This window comes from Dyella sp. 333MFSha (genome assembly GCF_900102405.1).
Taxonomy (GTDB): Bacteria; Pseudomonadota; Gammaproteobacteria; order Xanthomonadales; family Rhodanobacteraceae; genus Luteibacter; species Luteibacter mycovicinus.
In genome coordinates, this window is the sequence record NZ_FNBR01000003.1 from 104,212 (window position 1) to 128,045 (window position 23,834).

A 23,834-nucleotide genomic window follows, 5' to 3' on the forward strand; every position below is an offset into this window, starting at 1 on the left:
GTAGCCTTCCTTCCATGACGACGGCACCCGCCCCCGGCTCCGCCACCCTGACCCGCGACGCGGCGGGCGAACGGCTGTCGATCTCGGACGACTGGACGCTCGCCCACTATCCCGCCCTGCAGCGTCGCGCCAACGAACTGGCCGGATCGATCGGGGCGGACGTCGCCGTCGACATCGCGCGACTCGGGGCGATGGACACCTCCGGCGCCTTCGTCATCGCCGAACTGCTCGGCAGTGCCCGCACCCAGCAACTGGCCCAGCATGAGGACCTGCCCGCTGCGCGGCGCGCGCTGCTGAAGACCGTGGGCGATGCCATCGACGCCTACTGCAAGGGCGTGAAGCGCAAGCGCGACGCCGGCTTCGTCGAAGCACTGGAGCGGATCGGCAGGTCGCTCGAAGGTTTCTGGAAACAGACCGCGAAGCTGCTGGCTTTCATCGGGATCACCCTGCAGGGATTTCTCGCCACGGTCTGGCAACCGAAGCGCTGGCGGGTCACCTCACTGGTGTCGCACATCGAGCAGACCGGTCTGGACGCGGTACCGATCCTGGCGCTGCTCTCCTTCATGGTCGGTGCGGTGGTCGCCTTCCTCGGCTCGACCGCGCTGGCCAGCTACGGCGCCAGCATCTTCACCGTCGATCTGATCGGCTTCGCCTTCCTGCGCGAGTTCGGCGTCCTGCTGACCTCGATCCTGCTCGCCGGCCGGACCGCCAGCGCCTTCACCGCGCAGATCGGTTCGATGAAGGCGCGGGAAGAGATCGATGCCATCCGGACGCTGGGCCTGGACCCGGTCGAACTGCTCGTTCTGCCCCGCGTGCTCGCTCTGCTGATCGCCCTGCCCCTGCTCACCTTCATCGCCATGATCGCCGGCATCGTCGGTGGCGGCGTGGTCTGCATGGCGGTCCTGAAGATGTCGCCGTCGATGTTCCTGTCGATGTTCCAGGCCGACATCTCGCTGACCCAGTTTCTGGTCGGCATCGCCAAGGCGCCCGTCTTCGCTTTCATGATCGGGGTGATCGGCTGCATGGAAGGCTTCAAGGTATCGGGCAGTGCGCAGTCCGTCGGCGAACACACCACCTCGGCGGTGGTGCAGTCCATCTTCGTGGTGATCCTGCTCGATGCCCTCGCCGCCCTCTTCTATATGGAGATGGGCTGGTGAGCGCGCGCGAGACCGTCATCGAAGTACGTGGGCTGGTCAATCGCTTCGGCGCGCAGACCGTGCACGAGAACCTCGACCTCGATGTCTATCGGGGCGAGATCATCGGCGTCGTCGGCGGATCGGGTACCGGCAAGTCGGTCCTGCTGCGGACCATCGTCGGGCTCGTTCGACCGGTTGCCGGTGAAGTGCGGGTCTTCGGGGAAGACCTGCTCTCGCTGCCGGCGGAAAAACGGTCGCTCGTGGAGCGTCGCTTCGGCGTGCTGTTCCAGAGTGGCGCGCTGTTCTCGTCGCTGACCGTCGCCGAGAACGTCGCGCTCCCGCTCGTCGAACACGCCGGTCTCGACCGCCTGGACGCGCAGCGGCTGGCGGGCGTCAAGCTGGCCTTGTCCGGACTGCCGGTGGATGCGGGGCGTAAGTATCCCTCGCAACTGTCGGGCGGCATGATCAAGCGCGCGGCACTGGCCCGCGCGCTGGCGCTGGATCCCGAGATCCTGTTTCTCGACGAGCCGACCGCGGGACTCGACCCGATCAGCGCGGCGGCGTTCGACAGCCTCCTCGTCACCCTGCGCGACGCGCTGGGTCTCACCGTTTTTCTGGTCACCCACGACCTGGACACCTTGTATTCCACCTGCGACCGCGTCGCCGTGTTGTCGCAGCGGCGCGTGCTCGCCGCGGCGCCGATCGATGAGGTCGCCCGCACCGACGACGCCTGGGTCCAGGCCTATTTCAACGGACCGCGCGGTCGCGCGGCCACCCTCGCCGCCCACCGAGGCAAGGACTGAGTCATGGAAACACGTGCCCACCACGTCTTGATAGGACTGTTCGCGGTCCTCGTCGTCCTGTTCGGCCTGGCCTTCGGGGTCTGGCTGGCCAAGGCTCACTCCGATCAGGAGTGGAACTATTACGACATCGTATTCAATGAGGCGGTCACCGGCCTGTCGAAGGGCGGCGCGGTGCAGTACAACGGCATCCGCCTCGGCGATGTCACGCAGCTGCGTCTGGATCCTGAAGACCCGCGCCGCGTGCTGGCCCGTGTCCGCCTGACCGGCGACACACCGTTGCGCAAGGACACGCACGCCAAGCTGGCCGTCACGGGTGTGACCGGTGTGGCCATCATCCAGCTTTCCGGCGGTTCGCCCGGCAGCCCGCTGCTGGTGGGTCATGACGGCGAAGTGCCGGTCATCATGGCCGACCCGTCCCCGCTCGCGCGACTCCTCGCCGGCGGCGAGGACCTGATCACCAATATCAGTCAGGCCGCCGCGCAGGCCAAGGATCTGCTGTCCAAGGACAACGTGCAGCGCATCGAGCGCACGCTGGATCATCTGGACAAGACCACCGCGGTCATCGCCGACGAGCGTGAGGACATCCGCTCGCTCATCAGGCAGCTGAATACGACGACGCAGGAAGCGAGCGCCACCCTCGCCGAGAGCCGCACGCTGGTGCACAACGCCAACGGTCTGGTCGAAGGCCAGGGCAAGGCGACGCTGGAGAGCGCGCAGCGGGCGATGGCGTCACTGGAGCATTCGATGGCCTCGGTCGACCGCCTGCTCAATGACAACGCCGACGCGATCAATGGCGGCGCCGCCAGTCTGGGCGACCTCGCTCCGGCATTGCGTGAGCTGCGCGACACGCTGGGTTCGCTGCGCTCGATCACCCGCCGTCTCGACGAAAACCCCAGCGGCTACCTGTTCGGCCGCGAGAAGACCAAGGAGTTCACACCATGAGCCGTGCCCGCTTCGCCGCTCCACTGCTCATCGCCCTGCTGGCCGGTTGCTCGATCCTGCCGAAGGCGGAAACGCCACGTATCTATACGTTACCGGCGGCGCCGGGCGCACGACCCGCCGCCTCGGCGGCGACGCCAGTCAGCTGGTCGCTACGTATCGCCTCACCCAATGCACCGCGCGCGCTGGACAATGCGCGCATCGCGGTGGTGCCCGAAGCGAACACCATTACGGTGTACGCGGGCGCGCGCTGGGCGGACAGCGTGCCGCACCTGGTGCGCGATCGCTTCGCGGATGCGTTCCGAGACAGCGGGCGTGTTTCAGCCATCAGTACCGATGACAGCAATCTCGGCGCGGACGTCGAGCTGGGCGGGTCGCTAGCCGCGTTTCAGACGGAGTATGTCGGTGGCGCGCCGGAAGTGGTGATTCGCTTCGATGCGATTCTCGCCAGTACGCGAAAGCACCAGATCGTCGCGTCGCGACGGTTCGAGGTGCACGAGCCGGTCAGTGGGAAGGAAGTGCCGCAGGTGGTCGAGGCGTTCGGGCGGGCGATGGATAAGGTGTCGCGGGATGTGGTGAGCTGGACGTTGGCGTCCCAGGAACAGGAGCATCGCTAACCCGGCTGGCGACGCTCGCCAATGTCACGAAAGGTCAGATTGAGCCGAGCCTCCGCGACCCGCTTCCTGACCGGCAGCTCGTGCTTATAGAGCCGCTGGGTCTCTCCGCCCATCCGTAACAGGCTGCCATGCGGCAGGGCGATGGCGACAGGCTCGCCCCCTGCCTTCGCCCGGAAACGAAACGTACGCTCCGCTCCCAGACTGACCGAGGCGATCACCGGTGCCACGCCAAGCTCCGGCTCGTCGTCGCTGTGCCAGCCCATGCGGTCGGAACCATCGCGATAGAGATTCGCCAGCACGCTGTTGAACGACGCATCGCACGCTGCCGCCACGCGATCGCGCAACGCGAGTAACGTCGGCGTCCAGGGCCGCGGCGCGAAGCGCGTGCCCGAATAGCGGTACGTCGCCGTTTCGTCGCCGATCCAGGCACTGAGTCGCGGCGAGTCCACGACCCGACCGAACATGCGGATACGGTGAACCTCCCAGGGCAGCCGGTCACGCAGCTCATCGAGCAGCGCGTCGGCTTCCTCGCGCGTCAGCCAGGCCGGCGCAAACGTCACGTCGGCACCGGGCAGATCGATACGCTGCCAGTCCGGGATCAGGCGGGCTCCACCGGATACGCGGGCTCGGCATCCAGCGACGATGCGCAGACAGCGGCCAGTTCGAGCAGACGCAGGTCGGAACCGCGCGCGCCGATCAGCTGCATACCGATGGGCAGGCCGTTGGGCAACGTACCCATGGGGATACTGACAGCCGGACAACCGGCCAGGCTGGCGAAACCGCACAGATCCGCCTGCGACGCCGGGACCGGGCCGTCCAGCGGGAACGCGCCCTGCGGCGTGGTCGGAAGCACCAGAACGTCGACCTGGGCGAACAGACGACGCATCTTGAGCGTCGCCGCGTCCAGGACAAGATCGGCCGCCGCGTATTCAGCGGCGGATTTCTTCGTCGCAAAACCGACCATGTCGCGGAAAGCGTTCGAGACCGGGTAGGCCTCGTCGGCCAGCTCGGCGGCGAAGGTGTTGATCATCTCCGCTTCCATCAGCAGCAGGCCGGCACGACGCGTCTTCGCGAAATCCCAGTCGGAGAAGTCGACACTGCGACGTTCACCGAGCTCGCCCTGCAGGCGCGCCAGCGCGGCTTCGAACACGTCGATCACGTCGCGCTCGACACCTACCGCCGCCAGATCGGGCAGGAAACCGGCACGCAGGTTGCCCGGCTCCCAGTCCGGCGGCGAGAACGCGACACGACGGCGGCGCGAGCGCGGATCGTCCGCGTCATAGCCGGCGAGCGTCTGCAGCAGGACCGTGAGGTCGTCGACGCCGCGCGCCAGCAGGCCCACCGCATCGAGCCGCCGCGCGGCCGGCACCAGGCCACGCGCGGAAATTTCGCCGTGTGTCGGCTTGAGGGCGTAGATGCCGCAATAGCTCGCAGGAACGCGGATCGAACCGAGGCTGTCCGAGCCGATGGCGGCCACGGCCATGCCGGAGGCCACCGCCGCGGCCGCACCGCCGGACGAACCGCCCGCCGTGTAACCGAGCCGGTGCGGATTGTGCGTCGCGCCATGAAACGGGTTGTTGGTGGTAAGGCCGAGCGCACCTTCATCCATATTGGTCTTGCCAAGCAGCACCGCGCCTGAGGCACGCAGGCGCGCCACGACATGCGCATCCTCCTCCGGTACGACGGTGCGGCGCCGCATACCCGCGCGCGTCGGCACGCCGGCGACGTCGAAATTGTCCTTGATCGCGATCGGCATGCCGTCGAGGCGGCCGATCACACCGTCCCGGCGACGCCGGTCGGCGGCCAGCGACTGCTCCTGGATCAGGGAAACGCTGTAATCGGAAAAAGCATTCAGACGCGGGTTCAGACGCTCGATCGCGTCCTGGTAAACGTCGGACAGGGCCTGGGGCTGGACCCTTCCAATAGCCAGCCAGTGCAGAATCTGCAGTAGCGTGGCGCGGCGCATGTCGTTATCGGCGACCGGCGGCATCGTATTCATGAACTCTCCTTGCGCTTGGGGCGATTATGAACGCGATATGTGAAAGTGATGCAAGGCTTAATGACGCGAACGTGTTTGAAACGCCCCATTTGCCCCTCTGGCGGCGAAAACGGACAATGCCAGGTCAACCCTCCCCAGCCAGCCGAGTTTGAGTGAGCCAGCCATGAGCGAACGCGAAACCATGGAATACGACCTCGTCGTCGTCGGGGCCGGCCCCGCCGGTCTCGCGTTCGCGATGCGTACGAAACAACTCAACCCGGAAATCACCGTCTGCGTGATCGAGAAGGCATCCACGATCGGCGCGCAGATTCTCTCCGGCGCGGTGATCGAGACGGCGCCCCTCGACCGCCTGCTACCGGAATGGCGCAAGGCGCCGCCGCCGGTCTGCGTGCCGGTGACGAAGGACGAGTTCTGGCTGCTGCGCGACCACGCCTCGGGCAGCAAGCTGCCGGTGACGCCGCCGCAGATGAACAACCACGGCAACGTCATCGTCAGCCTCGGCGCACTCTGCGCGTGGCTGGCGCCTCAGGCGGAAGCGCTGGGCGTCGACGTCTTTCCCGGCTATGCGGCCGCCGAAGCGCTGTTCGACGAGAGCGGGGCGGTGAACGGCGTGCGCATCGGCGACATGGGCGTGGCACGCGATGGCACGCACAAACCCGGCTATACCGAAGGCATCGACATCCGCGCGAAGGTCACGGTGCTGGCCGAAGGCTGTCGCGGACACATCAGCAAGACGCTGATCAGACACTTCGACCTCGATAAGGACAGCGACCCGCAGACCTACGGCATCGGCATCAAGGAGCTCTGGCAGCTGCAGCCCGGCCGCGGCGAAGCCGGCAAGGTGGTGCACACCGCCGGCTGGCCGCTCGCCAACGACACCTACGGCGGCAGCTTCCTCTATCACCTCGACAACGACCGCGTGGCCATCGGCTTTGTCGTCGGCCTCGATTATCCCGATCCCAAATTCTCGCCGTTCGAGGCGTTCCAGCAGTTCAAGCACCACCCGAACGTAAAGAGCCTGCTCGAGGGCGGCACGATCGTCTCCGCCGGCGCACGCGCCATCGTCGAAGGTGGCGCGCAGTCCCTGCCGAAGGTGGAGATGCCGGGCGCGATCCTCATCGGCGACTCCGCCGGTCTGGTCAACGTGCCCAAGATCAAGGGCACGCATCAGGCGATCGCCTCGGGCATGCTGGCCGCGGAGCACCTCGTGGCATCGCAGCTCTCGCCCGCCGGCTGGGATGCGGCGTTGCGTGACTCGGCGGTCGTCGCCGAACTGAAGAAGGTGCGCAACATCCGCCCGGGCTTCAACAAGGGTCTGTGGTTCGGCCTGATCAACGCCGCGTGGGAAACCGTGACCGGCGGCCGCTCGCCGTGGACGCTGAAGAACCACGCGGACTGGTCGTCGCTGGGCAAGCTCGGCCAGTACGAGACCCCGAAGAAGGACTACGTCGACCGCACACTGGCACCGCGAGACCGGCTCGCCAGCGTGTACTTCGCCGCGACCGAGCACGATGAGGACCAGCCGGTGCACCTGAAGGTGGCCGACACTTCGATCTGCATCGACCGGTGCACGACTGAGTATGGGAATCCGTGCGAGAAATTCTGCCCGGCGGGCGTTTACGAGATGGTGCAGGATGAGGGCGGCAGGCGGCTGCAGATCAATTCGGCGAACTGCGTGCATTGCAAGACGTGCGATATCAAGGACCCGTATCAGATCATTACCTGGGTGACGCCTGAGGGCGGGTCCGGGCCGAATTATCAGAACCTCTGACGATCAGAGGCGACCGAGCAACGCGGCCAGCACGAGGCCCGCGTTGCCGATGGCGGTCTGGCGATAGAGCCCCGCACGGGCGAAGTTCCACGCGCGTGGCAACAGCCAACCCGACCGACCGGCGACGAAGCGATCGAAGCGCTGGCGATTCTCATCGCTGAGATCGTCGCGCATTCCTGCCAGCAGTTCGACATTGAAGTCGTTCCACTCGCGATGGCGGCCACCGACCATGTCGGCCATGCGGCGCAGCCGTGCGCCGAAGCCCGCGTTGGAACCGATGATGTTTTCGGCGTGCTGGCGATAGCCGATGGTCGGCTCGCGGTCGTAGACGACCAGGCCACCCGCGCCTGAGACGACCAGATACGCCCACCAGTCGTGCGAGACGACCTTCGCTGTCTCCGGCGCGCGGCACATGAGCGCACGGGCACGCCGGTTGATCAGCATGGTGTTGCCACCGGCCAGACTCTGTACCAGCGCATTGGCGAAGGATGGACGCCGGGCGAACAGCGGCGACATGCCGAAGGGCTTGCCCGCCTCATCGACGAGGCGGGACCTGCCGCCGTAGAGAGCCGCCTGCTCCTGCCCTGCCGCGACGATCGCGGCGAGCGCTTTTTCGAGCTTGTCCGTATCCCAGATGTCGTCCTGGTCGCTGAAGGCCAGGTAGTCGCCATCGATGCCTTCGCGGTGAAGCATCGACATGAAATTACGCGAGTAGCCAGCGCGCGGGCCTTGCCACAGAACCATGCGGTCGGCGCCGAGGCGTTCGCGATAGGTCAGCAGGATGGCCAGCGTGTCGTCGGTGGAGCCGTCATCGGAGACGTGGATCGTCCAGTCGGTGTGGGTCTGGGCGATGATGGAGTCGAGTTGTTCGGGGAGGTGGTGGGCGCCGTTGTAGGTGGCCAGGAGGATGGCGATGTGGGGGGTGGTGGCGGACATCAGCCGACTCTCAGGAGATCGCGCAGGGCGGAGCGGATACCGGTGCCGAAGCGGGTGTAGCGGCCGGTGGACCATTCGCGTGCAATTGTCGGCAAGCGGCACCATCTTGGACGGTCACCCAAGGAAAGTCTCACCTGGAGGTGGTCGCGCATTGAACCGGCAAGACGAATGTGTTCTGTGCTGACGCGCGCCTGTCTCAGGCGCTCCATCAGGATGTCGAGACGAACGACATCATCGTGAATCAACCGCCCACTCGAACGAAACATGTCGGCAAGACGCTGACCGGTCCTGCGCGGTGACATACCGATCTGGTTCGCGGCATGTTGCCTGTAGTCGATTAGGGGATCATCCAGGATCACAATCTGCCCGGTGGCAGCAGCCAGCGTAGCTAACCAGGCATCATGCACCCAGGCCGTCGGCAATGGGAGCGCGACATCCAGTAGTTCGCGTCGAAACGCCGACGCGGCTCCAGTCGCCAAATTGCGCCGCAGATACACCGAAAAGGATTTTCCACCGGCAACACTGGAACGCTCACTCTCCGTCACCTCCAGCGCCTCGAAAAGTCCGTTACCCAGATCCGAACCGTGTGCATCAACGAGCCGCGCGTCCGAGTGAACGAACATCGTCTCCGGCTCGCCTTCGAACGCGGCAAGCATGGTATCGACCTTATCGGGGTGCCAAGCATCATCCTGGTCGCAGAGAAAAATCACATCCCCATTCGCGAGAGTGAGTGCTTCGGAAAAATTCCGAACGTAGCCAAGGCGTTCGTGCCGACGAACCAGGCTGACGTCGATTCCCCGGGTCCGTGCATTCGCAGCAAAGGATTCCAGAAGCCCCCATGTACCATCTCCTGACGCATCGTCAGAGATCACAATCTCATCAGGTATGCGACTTTGGGCGAGAATGGTGCTGAGCTGCTCTGCGATATACGCTTCGCCGTTGTAAGTGCAGGCAACCACGCTAATTTTTATTGCGGGCGCTCGATAAGGGAGGGAAGCCATGTAGAGTCGCGGATCCTCTGGGTGTATGCCGAATCATCTCAGATTTCCTGAGCCGGCTTCCGAGCGCCGCCTCCGCCTACGCAATTCCATGCGGAGGGCAGCTACAATCTCCTGCTAATTGCATGACGCCTCGCCAGAAACGGGGGGCACTGACATTGAGGCTCCGTGAATGAAGATTCTGGTCGGCTACAAGCGCGTCGTGGACTACAACGTCCGCATTCAGGTTAAGCCCGACGGCACCGGCGTCGTCACCGATGGCGTGAAGCTCTCCGCCAACCCCTTCGACGACATCGCCCTGGAAGAGGCCCTGCGCCTTCGCGAGAAGGGCGTAGCCGAGGAAGTCATCGTCGTCGGCATCGGCCCGGCCGACCTGACTGCCCACCTGCGTAACGGCCTGGCCATGGGCGCCAACCGGGCGATCCACGTGCAGACCTCGGACGCGGTGTCCCCGCTTACCGCCGCCCGTACCTTCCTGAAGCTGATCGAAAAGGAACAGCCGGGTCTGGTGATCCTGGGCAAGCAGGCCATCGACGACGATGCCAATCAGACCGGCCAGATGCTGGCAGCCCTGTGGGACCGCCCGCAGGCCACCTTCGCTGGCAAGGTTGAGATCGCTGACGGAAAGGCCACGGTCACCCGCGAGGTCGATGCCGGCCTCGAGACGATCGAAGCCGACCTGCCCGCCGTGATCACGACGGACCTGCGTCTCAACGAACCGCGCTTCATCAAGCTGCCGGACATCATGAAGGCCAAGTCCAAGCCGATCGATGTGATCGAACTGGGATCCCTGGGCGTCGACGCAGCAGACCACATCAAGACCACTCACTATGCCGCCCCGCCCAAGCGCAGCAAGGGCGTGATGGTGAAGGACGCCGCCGAGCTCGTCGCGGCCCTCAAGCAGAAGGGCCTGCTGTAAAGCAGCCGACCGGAGAATCGATATGTCCAAGATCCTCGTTATCGCTGAACACCTCGACGGCAAGCTCAACGGTGCCACTGCACGTGCGGTCAGCGCCGCCTCGGCCGTCAAGCCGGAAGCCATCGACGTCATCGTCCTGTCCGACGCTCCGGATGCCATCGCCGCGGAAGCCGCGAAGATCGACGGTGTCAGCAAAGTACTGACGGTCGCCCGCTCTGAAAACGCCCATGCCCTCGCAGCCATCCTGGCTCCGCAGATTGCCAAGGCGGCGGCAGGCTACAGCCATGTGTTCGTCCCCTCGACCACCTTCGGTAAGGACCTCGCCCCCCGCGTGGCGGCTCTGCTGGGCGTCTCGCAGGTCAGCGACGTCATGACTGTGGAAGGCCCGCACAGCTTCAAGCGCCCGATCTACGCCGGCAACGCCATCGTCACCGTCGAAGTGGACGCGGCCTCGACTGTCGTCGCCACGATCCGCACGGCATCGTGGCCTGCTGCCGCCTCCAACGGCTCGGCTCCCGTTGAGGCCCTGACGATCGATGCGGCCCTTCCCTCACACACCCGCTTCGTGAACCTGCAGCAGGGCAAGAGCGACCGTCCCGACCTCCAGGGCGCACCGAAGGTCGTTTCGGGCGGACGCGGCGTGGGTTCGAAGGAAAACTTCGACATCATCTATAAGTTCGCCGACAAGATCGGTGCGGGCGTTGGTGCGTCGCGTGCGGCGGTCGACGCCGGCTATGTCCCGAATGAGATGCAGGTCGGCCAGACCGGCAAGATTATCGCTCCGGAGCTTTACATCGCCATTGGTATCTCAGGCGCCATCCAGCATCTGACGGGGATCAAGGACGCAGGTACGATCGTCGCCATCAACAAGGACGGCGAAGCGCCGATCTTCGAGATTGCGGACATCGGGCTTGTGGGAGATCTCTTCAAGATTCTTCCAGAGCTGGAAAGCGCGATCAGCTGATAGCACACATCTTCATGTGTTGGCCAATAACCGACATAGCTCCAATCGACACAATGGACACCCATGACAATCCCTGTTCCTGTTAACGCCTTGGACCGCCACATCAGCCCGCTCGCTGAAAAACTCAGCGAGGCTGCAGCTGCCGTAATTCGCAGCGGCCACTACGTATTGGGTCCGAACGTAAAGGCGTTCGAAAAGGAATTCGCAGAGTGGTGCGGCGTGGCCGATTGCATCACCGTCGCAAATGGCACGGAAGCACTTGAACTGGGCCTGCGCAGCTTAGGTATCGACAGAGGCAAGACCGTTGCCGTCGTCGCAAATGCCGCAATGTACGGAACGACTGCGGTCCTCGCATGTGAAGCTACGCCCGTATTTATAGACGTCGATCCGGTCACGTTTACGATCGATCCCCGCGCAATCGAGGCCGTAGCGTCCAAGGGTGGTCTGGATGCTGTGATTGTTACGCACCTCTACGGCAAGCTTGCAGACATGGAGGCCATCATGGCCCTGTCAGCGAAGTACGGATTTGCCGTATTTGAAGATTGCGCACAGGCACATGGTGCGCGCGATGCTTCCGGCCGAAAGGCAGGAAGTTTCGGTAACGCTGCCAGCTTCAGCTTCTACCCAACTAAAAACCTTGGTGCGCTTGGCGACGGCGGCGCCGTGGTGACCAATGATCCGCTAACAGCGAATACACTCCGGAAGTTGCGACAGTACGGCTGGGCCGCAAAATATCGAAATGAGCTGCGGGGTGGGCGTAATAGCCGACTCGATGAAATTCAGGCTGCTTTTTTGCGCGTAATGTTACCGCTGTTAGATGGATGGAATACGCGTCGTCGAGAAATCGCAAATCGATATTCGCGCGAGATCCACAATGAACGAGTTTGTGTTCCGCCGACAAGCGGGACCGACTTCGTGGCGCACCTATATGTAATCCGTACAGAGCATCGTTCGGACTTGCAAGAACACCTTTCCAAGGCCAGTGTGAGCAGCGAAGTTCATTACCCTTTGCCAGATTATCGACAGCCTTTGTTTGGCGATCGGTTTGCTTCCATTTCGCTTCCAATCACGGAAGCATGCTGCGCATCTGTCATGACGCTCCCGTGCTTTCCGGAACTCTCAGACGACGAAGTTTCGCGGGTCATTGAGGCTTGCAACCAGTGGTGAAGGCTCGCTACTCCATCGTCATCCCCGTCTACAAGAACGAGGGGTCGGTCGCTGCGTTGCTTCATGCACTGAATGCGCTTTCCGCGACGCTTGACGCGCCTTTGGAGGTCATTTTCGTCGTAGACGGAAGTCCGGATGCTAGCTTCACTTTGCTGGAAGAAGGCTTGAGTACTGCGACATTCCAGGCACGCCTAGTCCTCCTGTCACGCAACTTTGGCGCGTTCGCAGCCATTCGTTGTGGACTTTCTGAGGCAACCGGCGATTACATTGGGGTTATGGCAGCCGACCTGCAGGAGCCCCCTGCGCTCATGAAGGAATTTTTTGCGAAGCTAAGCGGTGGACAATTCGACGTCGTTTTCGGCCAACGCCTGGGCAGGGAGGATCCGGGAATGTCGAAGTTCTTTTCGGCAATTTTTTGGTCGATTTATCGTCGATTCGTGCAAAGCGACGTCCCTCCTGGTGGCGTAGATGTCTTCGCACTGACTGAGCGTTTCAGAGACCGACTCGTGGCAATGACTGAAGCAAACGGAAGCTTGCTCGGCCTGTTGTTCTGGATGGGCGGACGCCGTGCTTTCGTTGGGTACACACGTCTTGAGCGAGAGCATGGCAAGAGCGCCTGGACGCTGAAGAAGAAGGTGACCTATCTACTTGATAGTGTATTTTCCTTCTCCGATCTTCCCGTGCGCCTGCTGATGACAGCAGGGCTATTTGGGATGGGCGTGGCCTTCCTCCTCGGAGCACTCGTACTCGCCGCGCGATTAATCGGAGCGTACGAAGTACCTGGATACGCCGGATCCATGCTCGCGATACTTTTTTTCGGGGCGCTAAATACCTTTGGTATCGGGATCGTTGGAAACTATGCGTGGCGCGCTTACGAGAACACCAAACAGCGCCCGCTCAGCATTATCTCCCTGCGCCTGGATTTTCCTGGCAAGCACGGCTGATCCAGGCTTTGCTCAAAGCCATTCAAAGTGTTGTTGCATTTAAGTCAAGGAGGCGACTGTGATCAGTCCACATGCGAGCATTGATTCAACCGCCATCATCGGTATAGGGTGCCATGTTTCTGCAGGGGCCGTCATCGGCCCAGGTGTTCAACTGCAAGCCGATGTTGTCGTCGGTGAGGGATCGATAATCCTCAACAGCACTATCGCTGAAGGTTGTCGCATCGCGGCCGGCTGCGTGTTGCACGGAACGACAGGAGCAACGCATGACCGGCTTATTCTCGAGGCCGGGGTTCACGTCCAAGCCGGGGCTGTGCTTTCCGAGTCGGTGCACGTAGCCGCAGGAGCGCGAATTCAGGCAGGTGCGGTAATCATCCGCGACGTGCCTCCGCATGCCATTGTGGCCGGCAATCCGGCACAGATCGTTGGCTACATCGTCTCTGCAGACGATGCACCCGCGGCACATGCTTCTGGCGCAAGCACCCAAGGCCCGTCGGTAGCCGACACCAAGGTCTCGGGCGTTACCTTGCATCGCTTCCCGAAAATTCTTGATCTTCGGGGCAATCTCACGGTGGGCGAATTTGGAAGAACGGTTCCCTTCGAGCCAAAGCGTTATTTCATGGTCTTTGGCGTGCCGAATGCAGAGATCCGCGGAGAGCACGCACATCGTGAGTGCAAACAATTTCTGATCTGTGCACAAGGCCACTGCAGCGTGCTCGCGGACGACGGCCGCGAACGCCAGGAGTTCCTGCTGGACGATCCTTCGGTCGGGCTCTATCTTCCGCCGCTGACTTGGGGAGTGCAGTACAAGTATTCACCCGATGCCGTCTTGCTTGTCTTCGCTTCTCATTTCTATGACAGCGCAGAATACATCCGCTCTTATCCTGAGTTCCGCGCTCTCACTCTGAACGGGGCTCATGAGGCTTGACTATGAAGAACGTATTTGGAATTCACCCGACGGCTGTCATCGGGGACAATGTTCGCCTGGGTGACGGCGTCACTGTCGGCGCCCATACCATTGTGTATGACAACGTGGTGATCGGAGCTGGAACAGTGATCGGGGCGCACTGCATCTTGGGCGAGCCAAATGTTGCTATTTACAGCGATGTTGAGTCTTATCGAAATCCGGTACTCACGATTGGGGAAGGGTCACTCATCCGCTCTGGCACAATTCTTTATGCGGGGTCCGAGCTAGGCGCTGGATTTGAGTGCGGCCACCGTGTGACCATCAGAGAAGGTGCCTCGATCGGACATCATGTTCGGATCGGCACGCTCTCCGACATCCAAGGGCATTGCGAAATTGGCAATTACGTGCGCTTTCACAGCAACGTTCATGTAGGACACAAGAGCACCGTAAAGGATTACGTATGGATTTTTCCATATGTGGTTTTAACGAATGATCCCCACCCGCCCTCTGAAACACTCCTGGGAGTCACCGTCGAGGAATTCGCGGTGATCGCAACGATGTCAGTCATCCTGCCAGGCGTAACCGTTGGTCGAAATTCGCTTGTAGGCGCGTCATCGATGGTTCGCAAGGATGTAGAACCGGAGACTGTCGTCGCTGGCAACCCGGCCAAAACCGTTGCCTCAATTCACGATATCAAATCACGCGCTGACGGCACCGCGGTATATCCATGGCCTGAGTCGTTCGACAGAGGGATGCCTTGGCAAGGAATCGGTTTCAAAAAATGGCGGGATAGCGCGGAATCGCAGTGACGTAGAGTCCGCTGTCAACCATGTCATCGAAACGTCTTTTACGCATCAAACATGTCGTAGCCAAATCTAGGCTACTGCGCTTCCTTATCTCCGGCGGCGTGAACACGGCCGCCACCTACGGAGTCTACCTGGCAGGGCTTCAGGCAATGGGGTATAGGGCGGCATATACCGTCGCATACGTATTCGGAATCGTTCTCGCGTTTGCGATAAACCGAACGTTCGTGTTCCAAACACATCGCGGCTGGCGTTCCGTAATCATGTTTCCATTCGTCTATCTCGCCCAATATTTATTCAGCATGGCCGTGGTTTGGATGTGGATCGAAAAGCTGCATCTACCCAAAGAGATCGCGCCCCTGATCGCCATCGTCCTGAGCATACCCCTGACCTTTACACTTTCGCGCTTCGTTTTCGGAGATGATCGACGAGCCGATCCGTAGCCGCGTGCCACCCCCTAGCGTACACCCCGCCAAGGAGCGCCAGTAACAACCCGACGCCGAGACACAGGTACCCTGGCAGGTAGGAAGGTCCGGCGTAACGCAAGCGCACGGTCCAATCTCCGGCCTTCACCTTCCACGAGCGTAGTGACTGCGACGTAGGCTTCGTTGCAACGCTAGACTGGCACCCCTGCGTGTTACAAGCTTCCATTCGCCAACCGGGCCACCAGAGTTCATTTTCAACCAACGTGGTGTCACGCACCGCACTGACTCGGTAGAGAACGCTATCAGGGGCGTACTGCAGGAATGCGACGCTTACGCCGGACGCGTCGCCAATGACTGCAGCGTCAGACCCGGCCGGATCGGGCGCTTGATCCGATCCAGCTTGCGGTATTACGGCGAGCTGTTGCGGGTTAGAAACAAAATGCAGCAACGCGTCGCCACCTGCACGCTCCAGTGCCGCAATGAAGTTACGGTGGGGAACGGACATCCGCATATTGTCGTAGCTGAAAACGCAGTACGAAGCTGCGTACCAGCACCGGTTGTACAGAAGAGAGTTTCGCTGCGGTAATGCAGCCTCAGCTGTCGCACCGAGGACGAAGCGGGCTGGTCGTCGTGTCGGTATCTGGCCCTGTGAGGGTCGCGAATTCAGGTAGTCCGAAAGGTATCCTCCCACGATGACGCGCTCGTCTTCGCGAGTCCACGGGGACCGCCAAGCGGCAGTCTGATCCGTCTGATACCAATAGCCCTCCACGCCGACGATCACAATCAGCAGGATCTTCACAGCACTCATGTACCGATCGTGCCCACTGGCCAATCCAGGTACCCATTGCGCTCCAACTGAAAAAGACGCAAGAACCCATACGGCAATCAGGGGGCGAATTAATGAGTCGACTGGGTATCCCGCGAGGCTAGCGCAAACCAAGATAACGGTAACTACGCCGGACGCCACTAACGAGCGCAAGGCCACGGCCCGCGCAGAGCAGCCACGCGAAACAAAACGGTTCCATCCGACGCATCCCGAAATAATGAAGCCGACGTCGATCAGCGGCCTCCAATCTGAGAGCGGGAATCTGCTTACGAGCATGCCGGGCATCAAATGGCTCAGATGTTCGGAGGCGCGGACACCCATGCCCATTACAACACCCAGCATGACCAGCCCTGCTCCGAGCCAGAAGACACGGCTACGATAGTCGGCGAAGGCGATACCCCAAATTACACCTAAAGGGATCCACAAACTTCGCATTGTGAGATCGCCTGGAAGGCGATCCAACGTGTAAGGCATCACCAACGTCAAAAAGTGCGTGATGTTGAACGGTGACGGTGGCAAATGCTCAATGCTCAACCCAGCAGAGCCATTGAGTATTAGTGGAAGCCACTTTGGCATGGCCATCAAGGTGCCTGCAACGACCGAAGTCGCCACGGAAATCAAGTAAATTGCACGCCCCTTGCCCTCGCCTGAAGCAAGCAGAAGCACCCAGAAACCACAGCCGTAGACAGTTGAGACTAAATTTCCCGGGTATCCCGACGTTAGCATCTGCGACAAGACAACAGCCGCGATAACCGCTCCCCAACGAAATCGGAAGCCATGCGGATGGAGTACAAACAGAATCCATGGCAGCCACGCCACGGCGCGCACTATATCTACGTGCTCTTGGTTTGAGTAAAAGGCTGCGCTGAAGTGGAAAGCAAGTGCTGCCGCGAGGCTAACTGCCCTGCCGACCCCCAGGCGTCGCACGAGCGCATAAGCGCCGAGTGCCCCGAAAAGCACGTGGAGAACCTGCACGACCGTCGCGACGTAAATCGAATAAGTTACCCCGAACGCGCTGAGCAGCACGAGAGGGAGATACCAAGCGCCCGATTGGATCGCAAGGAATGCCGGGAATCCCATGCTGGTCCATGGAAACCATGTCGGAGGCGAAGTTACGCCACCCCCGAGGAACCACCCAACCGATTGCGCGTGATATCCACCGAGGAAATCCCAGGGAAATGTCGCAGTCCCAGCGTATTGGTCGCCAAACGTTATGATATTAGCGAGTACAAGGACTAACAGTGGGACAATAGCTTTGATTGTCCCGACGATACTTTTCTGCATATTGACCGGGTCCGAAGAGTAAACGCCGTGGCCAGCGGCTTCGTCAGCCCGGAGCGCGTCGACAAGCCAACTCGGTCAACGTCGCACACCTCGAAGGATACGCGTCCATCGCCACCAGGGCGAATGTAGGATCAGACGGATCTGAGTATCCAGCTGACTCTCAGACATCAGCCAAACCTTAGGCTCGCGAACCCATGGACGGCGACGCAAAATGCGCGCGAGCGCCCGAGCGCTGCCCGTTATCTGCCACGACTTCGAGGTAACGAGTTCGTGATATCTATCACGGAGCGCATCCAGCCGCGCCCCATCATCAACTTCAGGAGCAACAACTAGCAGCTGGCTTTCGGTCTCGACATCCACACCGCCGCGAAGCCGGTCAAGTTCTACGTACATCTTGCGAAGGCGTTCAGTCGATCCTCGCGGCAGAAGGAGCGGCTCGTCATTAAGCTTCTTTAGCGTTTTTACGTAGTTGCTGCTCCACTCGAACTGGCTATGCGCCGTATAAGAACTATCGCCGCCTACCCAGTGTCGGTAGATACATCCAATTTCCGGCGTGCAACTTACGCCACATAACGGCGCCGTCCGCACAATCAGGTCCCAATCTTCTACCGTGCTATGCCCTTCATCAAACTCAAATCCCATGTGGGAAAAGAGCGCACGCGGGAAAGCTATCGAGTGAAGCGGCGTACGATTCTCGACTAAGTGCGCGATGTAGTCGAACGTCTTGGGGTAGATGGAACGCATACCCCCCATAGCGCGTGCCGTTAGCGCGCCACCACGGGAATGAATTCGGTCCCAGTCTTGAGCAACGGTGCCTTGGCGCAACAGAGTACCGGGAGACTTAGCGGCAAGATCCTTAAAGTTCTGTACCCAGCCCCCAAACAGCAGGTCATCGTCGTCGAAGGCGGCGACGTACTCACCGAGCGCCTCACGGAAGCCCGTGTTCAGCGGGACAGCTCGACCACCACCCTGCACCAAGACCAACCGAACGCGCCTGCGGAACGATTCGTGGAGTTGCTCTATCAGGCGCTCAATGTTTGTCTGAGCATCTACTTTGAGATTGTGCCCAACGATGACGACTTCGAAGTCGTCATCGCTCTGAGCAGACAGGCACAATAAGCCTTCGCGGAGCGTACCGACGCGCGTTCCTGTTGTGCGAATCACAACGGAGAGGAACGGCGACTTTACGGCGACCGACTCAGCGCGTGCCAACGGCCCGGGAAGATACGCGCGCACGAACTGATTCGTGTAGCCAAACTCGTCTGCACGATCGCGCAACGTCGAGAAAAAATCGCCCAACGGCGTACCCTGCGCTACCCCGGGCAGTGCCTGCGGAAAGTGCTGGTCACTCTCACGCATGATGAAATCATGCCGGTGCACCTCGTGCCACCCATGACGCTGCATCATCTGCTCGACACGCCGCCCAGTGAAGAACTGGATATGAGTCCGATCAAGAAGGCCGCTCTGGGTGTAGTCGAAATGGCCCAGTGCCAGCTTGACTCCGACATCGCGGTGAGCCGTATTAGGGATCGAAACCACCAGCGGGGCGTTGAATGGCCGTGCGACAGCCGACAAACTTTGCAACATGGCTGCCGGGTCGAGCAGGTGCTCCAAGAAATCGAGGGCGATAACGGCCCCAATCACGGCGTCAGCAGGGAGTGCCGATGTGATCCGCTCCTGGACATCGTCTTGGCCCGCGGTCGTTTGCACCACTGAGAAGCCACGCTCTCGCAACGAGGCTAGCGCATCGAGATCTGCATCGAGGCCGATATAGGAAACGTCGAAACGGTCACGAAGAACCTCGGCGATTCGCCCATATCCACAGCCGACATCGACGACGAAGCTGCCCGGAGAGATTTGAAATCGCGACAGAAGCTCTACGACGTGGCCATAAAGGTTCGTCGGAGCAAAGGCGTTATCGTATGTGTCCATGATCAGATAAACCTGTGTCGCGCGTAGAAACCGTCGCGAAACACCGCGACCTTGTGATTAGGGTCAAGCCGCTCAGGAAGCCGCCCCTCCCTCTCGCGGGCATTGAACCCATCAAGAGCGCTTAGCCAGACCTCATCGCCGCTATTCGCAAAATGGCTAGAAATTTTTTCCACGAGGTCATCGCGCGAATACTTATAGGCGAGCAGCAACCCGGCTTCTGCCGAGTAATATTTTTCTGCCCATCCGGCCACCCATTCACCAGTCGAGCTAAGTCGCTTATCGTGAAAGACCGCCGCTTCTGGGCAATAAATTAGCTTATATCCCTTAAGTCGCGCTCGCCAGGAAAGGTCAACGTCATCGCAATATAGGAAGAAGGTAGCCGCGTCGTAACCATTTAGTTCCGTAAGCAAACTCCGGCGCACGAGTGTGCACGCCCCCGACGCCCAGACGGTTTCGCCCGTTGCGAGGCTATAGTCCTTGGGATGCTCGAAAGGGAGCTGTTTCGGTTCCGTCATGCCCACCGCGGGGTCGGCAAACGGACGGGCCAGCTCCATCAGTGCTGTCGGCGCAAAAAGAATGTCCGGATTCATCAGGATACTAAAATCCGTTTGCCCGGTATCAAGTAGTGCGTTATGGCCGCCTGCCGAGCCACGATTGGCGCCGAAATGGTGATATTCGACATCGGCCAACGTTACTGCACGTCTCTTTGCATCCTCGACCGACGCGCGCAGTTCATCTGATGGCGAAGAATCCCCATATACGAGGGTCACCTGACCAAACGCGCCGGCAGCAATAGCAAGCTCGGCCGCTCTGTCGAGGTGCTCTACCGTTTTAATGATAGCTTCCGGTTCGTTTCCGTAAAGCACTGCTTGCACACGCAACCGTCCGAGTTTCGGAAGCGAATCACTGGCCATCTCTAAATCTCCACTTCATGAGGGTGCCGACCCGACCAGGTAGCTCTCCCCTTCGACAAATTTCGTCCCGCAGCCGCACGCGAGCCATGTGTCACCTATCTCACGGGATCCAGTGTGATATCCAGCATGGGTATTCCTAAGAGACCGGTCGATACGCTGGTCGAGCGGCTAGAAAGAATAATCGCATCATGGATCCATTGGTGCATGACGTGGTCTTCCTGTGTTCCATCACTGACCGCCACGCTGACCGCGTAGTCACCAGTAGGCAATACTGGCATGCGGAACGTAAATGCCGCTTCGCACGCTTCGCCATCAGCCAACTCGACCGGACGATCCAGGTAGCTCAGGTGAGTATTTTCACCGAACAATGGCTGCCCCTGCTTGTCCTTGACGACAAAGCCGAGCAGAAGTGACCGAATTGCTGCGTGTGCAACAACGCGCAGCTGAAGCCTAACCAATTCGCCACCCACGACCCAAGACAGACGATGACCGTCCAAATCGAACAAGCCACCCGATTGGAAAGTCGCGGAACCCGTTCCAAAATCGTGCTTGTGAGCAAACGGAAATATCTTAAGGTCGTTGCGCAAAGGCGTTGCATTGAGCCAGACCGCCCTGCCATCCACTTCCTGCGCCGTGTAGCTCACTGCGGCCTGAGTTCTGAGCGGCGCGGATTTACCGACACCCACAACGCGATCGACGGCCCCGCCCCCATCTTTCTGATACAAGTCTGAGAGATACGAGGCCGCGACTTCCTTTGGCGTGTCGTCCATGACGATTTGGCCGCCCTTCAACCAGATCACGCGATCGCAAAGCGCTGTCACTGCACCCATGTCGTGACTTACAAAAATCAAGGTGCCACCAGTCGCACGAAATTCGCGCAGGAAACGCATGCACTTCTGTACGAAGTAAGCGTCCCCGACAGCCAAGGCTTCGTCTACGATTAGGATATCCGCGTCGACGTGCGCGACCACAGAGAAACCAAGTCTCGTAAACATCCCGCTGGAATAGGTCTTGACTGGCCGATCGATGTATTCACCTATGTCAGCAAACGCGATGATCGCCGGGCGACGGCTTTCGATCTGCTCCTCATCGAGTCCGTAAATCTGCGCACAAAGGTCGATATTTTCTCGCCCTGTAAGCTCGGGATTAAATCCGGCACCCAGCTCCAGCAAGGCTGCTACCCTGCCCCTAACATCGACGTCGCCAGACGTTGTCGCCAGCGTGCCGCAAAGGATACTAAGCAGTGTCGACTTTCCGGCGCCATTTCGCCCCACCAGCCCGAGCGTCTGGCCCCTTGGCACATCGAAACTAAGAGCGTCAAGTACGAGATGCTCGCGATAGAAACGGCGGCGGCCGCGAAAAAGCATCTGCCACAGCCGATGCGACGGCTTGTCATAGAGAAGAAAACTCTTAGTCGCCTGTCTTACCGATACCACCATCTCATCAGAGGACATCGGCAAACCCCCTACGCGTGCGAGCGAAAAACCAATAGCCCGCACCCATCACGGCCAATGATATCGTGCAGTAGATGCATAGAATCGTGAGATCGGGCGCCTGCCCAAGAATGGTTACCGCACGTACCTGCAAGATAATGGCCGTAGTGGGATTGAGATACATGTACCCTCTCAGCGACGCAGGAACCATCTCCATAGGAAAGAAGATCGGACTGAGAAACATCATCATCGTGAGGACGAGCGGAATAACCTGTTGGATGTCGCGCAAGTAGACACAGAGAGCAGACAACAACCAGCTCAGGCCTAGCAGAAGAGGCACAAGCGGGAGAAGCACAACAAACACCAGTGGCCATGTCGGAGGAATATGGCCCACGATTAGCAGTTGGCCTATGAAAAGGATTGACAGGTTGACGACGAGGTGAAATACCGCCGTGGCCATCGACATCCATGGCAGGACAGTCAACGGGAAGACGACTTTTTTTACGTACGTTGCGTGCTCAAAAATCAAACCTGCGGAACGACCGATCACCTCGGCGCAAAACAAATGGACAATAAGCCCCGAAAACAGGATCACCGGATACGCGATCTGGGGTGCAGTGCCAAAGCGGGCCTGGAGTACCACACCAAGGAGGAACCAGTAAGCACTCAATAGCAGCAAAGGCGTCGCAAACGACCACAACGCTCCGAAAATGGAGCCTTGATAACGCCCGCGAATATCGCGAGCTGCCAATCGCTTCACCAGCAATCGATTACCGAGGAAGTCACGAAAGGGCCCACGCCCGTCGACCATGCTCATCGCGAGATGCTCAACGCCTGGTTCAAATCAGCCTTCAAATCATTGACGTCCTCGATACCAACGCTGAGCCGTACAAGCCCGTCAGTGATACCTAATTGGCTGCGGCGCTCTAGCGGAATCGATGCGTGGGTCATGACTCCCGGGTGATTGATGAGACTTTCGACACCGCCGAGGGATTCGGCAAGCGTAAATATCTCAGTACGCTCGCAGAATCGCTTCGCCGCCTCAAACCCGCCCTTGATAACGATTGATAGGATCCCGCCGAATCCGTCCATTTGGCGGCTGGCTAAGTCGTGCTGTGGATGCGACTGTAGCCCTGGGTAAATGACTTTCTCGATCGACTGATGAGTTTCCAGCCATTGCGCCAGCGTCAACGCATTCGCGCAATGCGCTTTCATCCGCAGCGCCAAAGTCTTTAAGCCTCGCAATGCGAGAAAGCTGTCAAAGGGCCCCTGCACCGCACCGGCGGAATTCTGTAGAAAAGCAAGTTTTTCCGCCCATGCAGCGTCTCGAGCCACTGCAATACCTCCCACCATGTCGGAATGCCCGTTAAGGTATTTGGTGGCCGAGTGCATAACGAAATCTGCACCTAGCTCGATCGGACGCTGAAGAATGGGCGAGGCAAAGGTGTTGTCTACCACTAGAATGAGGTCATGCGCTTTGGCAAAGGCAGCTACGGCCGCAATATCCACCAATTTCAGCATTGGATTAGTGGGAGTTTCCACCCAAATCATGCGGGTGTTAACCCTCAATGCCGAACGCATCGCCTCCATGTCATTCAAGTCAACATAGGAAGTCGAAAGGGCAGCAGTGCGCGAGCGCACCCGCTCAAATAATCGGTAGGTCCCGCCATAGAGGTCGTCCATCGCAATAACGTGCGAGCCGCTATCCAGTAACTCCAGAAGTGTCGCGGTGGCGGCCATGCCGGAAGCAAAGGCAAATCCGGCGTGCCCACTCTCGAGGTCCGCGATACAACGCTCGTAAGCGAAGCGAGTCGGATTCTGGGTCCTTGAGTACTCGAATCCCGAATGCTCGCCAGGGCTCGACTGTGCGTAGGTCGAGGTGGCATAAATCGGCATCATGACAGCGCCGGTCGTGGGGTCCGGCGACTGGCCGGCATGGATGACGCGGGTCGCCAGATCTAGCCGGCTGCTGGACTTTGCCATCGAGAAATCACCGTTCTGGGAAGCAATACAACTCCGCGCCGGTCTTTCCCGCACGGCATTAGACAACTTCGTATCATACACCGCGACTCGGCCTAGCTTGAACGCCGCCGATACGGGGCATGAACACCGTTCAGCTG

21 protein-coding genes are annotated in these 23,834 nt (G+C 60.3%); 11 read left to right on the forward strand and 10 right to left on the reverse strand.

Annotated elements, in window-relative coordinates; genetic code table 11:
* The first annotated feature begins 14 nt into the window (after nucleotides 1–14).
* From BLT40_RS13815 to BLT40_RS13830, 4 genes are read left to right on the forward strand one after another with little or no spacing between them, the layout of a single operon-like run.
* Nucleotides 15–1,157 carry an MlaE family ABC transporter permease gene (locus tag BLT40_RS13815; RefSeq protein ID WP_090354079.1) on the forward strand — a complete coding sequence of 381 codons (1,143 nt, stop codon included), beginning with the start codon at nucleotides 15–17 and terminating at the stop codon, nucleotides 1,155–1,157.
* Nucleotides 1,154–1,939 (forward strand): ABC transporter ATP-binding protein, encoded by a 786-nt coding sequence (locus tag BLT40_RS13820; RefSeq protein ID WP_176167890.1) that lies wholly within the window; start codon nucleotides 1,154–1,156, stop codon nucleotides 1,937–1,939. Before BLT40_RS13815 ends, BLT40_RS13820 begins: the two co-directional genes overlap by 4 nt.
* Nucleotides 1,940–1,942: 3 nt before the next feature.
* Nucleotides 1,943–2,881: an MlaD family protein gene (locus BLT40_RS13825; protein WP_043692487.1), complete on the forward strand. Its 939-nt coding sequence runs from the start codon at nucleotides 1,943–1,945 to the stop codon at nucleotides 2,879–2,881.
* Nucleotides 2,878–3,495 (forward strand): ABC-type transport auxiliary lipoprotein family protein, encoded by a 618-nt coding sequence (locus tag BLT40_RS13830; protein ID WP_090354083.1) that lies wholly within the window; start codon nucleotides 2,878–2,880, stop codon nucleotides 3,493–3,495. Before BLT40_RS13825 ends, BLT40_RS13830 begins: the two co-directional genes overlap by 4 nt.
* Here BLT40_RS13830 and BLT40_RS13835 read toward each other — a convergent pair.
* Together BLT40_RS13835 and BLT40_RS13840 are read right to left on the reverse strand one after the other, a co-directional pair.
* Nucleotides 3,492–4,055 (reverse strand): alpha-ketoglutarate-dependent dioxygenase AlkB family protein, encoded by a 564-nt coding sequence (locus BLT40_RS13835; RefSeq protein WP_255364019.1) that lies wholly within the window; start codon nucleotides 4,053–4,055, stop codon nucleotides 3,492–3,494. The genes BLT40_RS13830 and BLT40_RS13835 overlap by 4 nt on opposite strands.
* Nucleotides 4,056–4,093: 38 nt before the next feature.
* Nucleotides 4,094–5,494, reverse strand: coding sequence for an amidase (locus BLT40_RS13840; protein ID WP_090354086.1), 1,401 nt, complete (start codon nucleotides 5,492–5,494; stop codon nucleotides 4,094–4,096).
* Between the two features lie 163 nt (nucleotides 5,495–5,657).
* Between BLT40_RS13840 and BLT40_RS13845 the strand changes: the two genes are divergently transcribed.
* Nucleotides 5,658–7,265 (forward strand): electron transfer flavoprotein-ubiquinone oxidoreductase, encoded by a 1,608-nt coding sequence (locus tag BLT40_RS13845; RefSeq protein ID WP_090354092.1) that lies wholly within the window; start codon nucleotides 5,658–5,660, stop codon nucleotides 7,263–7,265.
* A gap of 3 nt (nucleotides 7,266–7,268) precedes the next feature.
* Here the strand turns inward: BLT40_RS13845 and BLT40_RS13850 are convergent, their stop codons facing one another.
* On the reverse strand, nucleotides 7,269–8,201 hold the full coding sequence (locus BLT40_RS13850) for a glycosyltransferase family 2 protein (protein WP_090354095.1): 933 nt from the start codon (nucleotides 8,199–8,201) through the stop codon (nucleotides 7,269–7,271).
* Nucleotides 8,201–9,202, reverse strand: a complete 1,002-nt coding sequence (locus BLT40_RS13855) for a glycosyltransferase family 2 protein (RefSeq protein WP_090354097.1) — start codon at nucleotides 9,200–9,202, stop codon at nucleotides 8,201–8,203. The genes BLT40_RS13850 and BLT40_RS13855 overlap by 1 nt, the downstream gene beginning before the upstream one ends.
* 169 nt (nucleotides 9,203–9,371) lie before the next feature.
* On the opposite strand from BLT40_RS13855, the gene BLT40_RS13860 reads away from it, so the two are divergent.
* The 6 genes from BLT40_RS13860 to BLT40_RS13885 all read left to right on the forward strand — a co-directional run bounded on the left by BLT40_RS13860 (nucleotide 9,372) and on the right by BLT40_RS13885 (nucleotide 14,906).
* On the forward strand, nucleotides 9,372–10,118 hold the full coding sequence (locus BLT40_RS13860; RefSeq protein WP_036115734.1) for an electron transfer flavoprotein subunit beta/FixA family protein: 747 nt from the start codon (nucleotides 9,372–9,374) through the stop codon (nucleotides 10,116–10,118).
* Nucleotides 10,119–10,140: 22 nt separating this feature from the next.
* Nucleotides 10,141–11,082, forward strand: a complete 942-nt coding sequence (locus tag BLT40_RS13865) for an electron transfer flavoprotein subunit alpha/FixB family protein (RefSeq protein WP_090354099.1) — start codon at nucleotides 10,141–10,143, stop codon at nucleotides 11,080–11,082.
* A gap of 63 nt (nucleotides 11,083–11,145) precedes the next feature.
* Nucleotides 11,146–12,249, forward strand: a complete 1,104-nt coding sequence (locus tag BLT40_RS13870; RefSeq protein WP_090354101.1) for a DegT/DnrJ/EryC1/StrS family aminotransferase — start codon at nucleotides 11,146–11,148, stop codon at nucleotides 12,247–12,249.
* Nucleotides 12,246–13,193 carry a glycosyltransferase family 2 protein gene (locus BLT40_RS13875; protein WP_255364020.1) on the forward strand — a complete coding sequence of 316 codons (948 nt, stop codon included), beginning with the start codon at nucleotides 12,246–12,248 and terminating at the stop codon, nucleotides 13,191–13,193. Before BLT40_RS13870 ends, BLT40_RS13875 begins: the two co-directional genes overlap by 4 nt.
* A 58-nt stretch (nucleotides 13,194–13,251) precedes the next feature.
* Nucleotides 13,252–14,118, forward strand: coding sequence for a WxcM-like domain-containing protein (locus tag BLT40_RS13880; protein WP_090354107.1), 867 nt, complete (start codon nucleotides 13,252–13,254; stop codon nucleotides 14,116–14,118).
* Between the two features lie 2 nt (nucleotides 14,119–14,120).
* Nucleotides 14,121–14,906, forward strand: a complete 786-nt coding sequence (locus BLT40_RS13885; protein WP_090354109.1) for an N-acetyltransferase — start codon at nucleotides 14,121–14,123, stop codon at nucleotides 14,904–14,906.
* Between the two features lie 387 nt (nucleotides 14,907–15,293).
* Here the strand turns inward: BLT40_RS13885 and BLT40_RS20070 are convergent, their stop codons facing one another.
* The 6 genes from BLT40_RS20070 to BLT40_RS13915 form a co-directional block, all read right to left on the reverse strand.
* Complete coding sequence (locus BLT40_RS20070) at nucleotides 15,294–17,435, reverse strand: hypothetical protein (protein ID WP_143025889.1); 2,142 nt, start codon at nucleotides 17,433–17,435, stop codon at nucleotides 15,294–15,296.
* Between the two features lie 75 nt (nucleotides 17,436–17,510).
* Nucleotides 17,511–19,367, reverse strand: a complete 1,857-nt coding sequence (locus BLT40_RS13895; protein WP_090354115.1) for a methyltransferase domain-containing protein — start codon at nucleotides 19,365–19,367, stop codon at nucleotides 17,511–17,513.
* Nucleotides 19,368–19,369: 2 nt separating this feature from the next.
* Nucleotides 19,370–20,281: a glycosyltransferase family 2 protein gene (locus BLT40_RS20075; protein ID WP_143025890.1), complete on the reverse strand. Its 912-nt coding sequence runs from the start codon at nucleotides 20,279–20,281 to the stop codon at nucleotides 19,370–19,372.
* 95 nt (nucleotides 20,282–20,376) lie between these two features.
* Complete coding sequence (locus BLT40_RS13905) at nucleotides 20,377–21,735, reverse strand: ABC transporter ATP-binding protein (protein WP_090354121.1); 1,359 nt, start codon at nucleotides 21,733–21,735, stop codon at nucleotides 20,377–20,379.
* Nucleotides 21,725–22,531 carry an ABC transporter permease gene (locus BLT40_RS13910; RefSeq protein ID WP_090354124.1) on the reverse strand — a complete coding sequence of 269 codons (807 nt, stop codon included), beginning with the start codon at nucleotides 22,529–22,531 and terminating at the stop codon, nucleotides 21,725–21,727. The genes BLT40_RS13905 and BLT40_RS13910 overlap by 11 nt, the downstream gene beginning before the upstream one ends.
* Nucleotides 22,528–23,697 carry a cystathionine gamma-synthase gene (locus BLT40_RS13915; RefSeq protein WP_090354127.1) on the reverse strand — a complete coding sequence of 390 codons (1,170 nt, stop codon included), beginning with the start codon at nucleotides 23,695–23,697 and terminating at the stop codon, nucleotides 22,528–22,530. Before BLT40_RS13915 ends, BLT40_RS13910 begins: the two co-directional genes overlap by 4 nt.
* Nucleotides 23,698–23,834: the final 137 nt, after the last annotated feature.

Bases quoted from the DNA above. Each gene is read 5' to 3' on its own strand.
- BLT40_RS13815 (WP_090354079.1), top strand. From the start codon at position 15: ATGACGACGGCACCCGCCCCCGGCTCCGCCACCCTGACCCGCGACGCG.
- BLT40_RS13825 (WP_043692487.1), top strand. From the start codon at position 1,943: ATGGAAACACGTGCCCACCACGTCTTGATAGGACTGTTCGCGGTCCTC.
- BLT40_RS13830 (WP_090354083.1), top strand. From the start codon at position 2,878: ATGAGCCGTGCCCGCTTCGCCGCTCCACTGCTCATCGCCCTGCTGGCC.
- BLT40_RS13840 (WP_090354086.1), bottom strand. From the start codon at position 5,494: ATGAATACGATGCCGCCGGTCGCCGATAACGACATGCGCCGCGCCACG.
- BLT40_RS13845 (WP_090354092.1), top strand. From the start codon at position 5,658: ATGAGCGAACGCGAAACCATGGAATACGACCTCGTCGTCGTCGGGGCC.
- BLT40_RS13850 (WP_090354095.1), bottom strand. From the start codon at position 8,201: ATGTCCGCCACCACCCCCCACATCGCCATCCTCCTGGCCACCTACAAC.
- BLT40_RS13855 (WP_090354097.1), bottom strand. From the start codon at position 9,202: ATGGCTTCCCTCCCTTATCGAGCGCCCGCAATAAAAATTAGCGTGGTT.
- BLT40_RS13860 (WP_036115734.1), top strand. From the start codon at position 9,372: ATGAAGATTCTGGTCGGCTACAAGCGCGTCGTGGACTACAACGTCCGC.
- BLT40_RS13865 (WP_090354099.1), top strand. From the start codon at position 10,141: ATGTCCAAGATCCTCGTTATCGCTGAACACCTCGACGGCAAGCTCAAC.
- BLT40_RS13870 (WP_090354101.1), top strand. From the start codon at position 11,146: ATGACAATCCCTGTTCCTGTTAACGCCTTGGACCGCCACATCAGCCCG.
- BLT40_RS13885 (WP_090354109.1), top strand. From the start codon at position 14,121: ATGAAGAACGTATTTGGAATTCACCCGACGGCTGTCATCGGGGACAAT.
- BLT40_RS20070 (WP_143025889.1), bottom strand. From the start codon at position 17,435: ATGCAGAAAAGTATCGTCGGGACAATCAAAGCTATTGTCCCACTGTTA.
- BLT40_RS13895 (WP_090354115.1), bottom strand. From the start codon at position 19,367: ATGGACACATACGATAACGCCTTTGCTCCGACGAACCTTTATGGCCAC.
- BLT40_RS20075 (WP_143025890.1), bottom strand. From the start codon at position 20,281: ATGGCCAGTGATTCGCTTCCGAAACTCGGACGGTTGCGTGTGCAAGCA.
- BLT40_RS13905 (WP_090354121.1), bottom strand. From the start codon at position 21,735: ATGTCCTCTGATGAGATGGTGGTATCGGTAAGACAGGCGACTAAGAGT.
- BLT40_RS13910 (WP_090354124.1), bottom strand. From the start codon at position 22,531: ATGAGCATGGTCGACGGGCGTGGGCCCTTTCGTGACTTCCTCGGTAAT.
- BLT40_RS13915 (WP_090354127.1), bottom strand. From the start codon at position 23,697: ATGGCAAAGTCCAGCAGCCGGCTAGATCTGGCGACCCGCGTCATCCAT.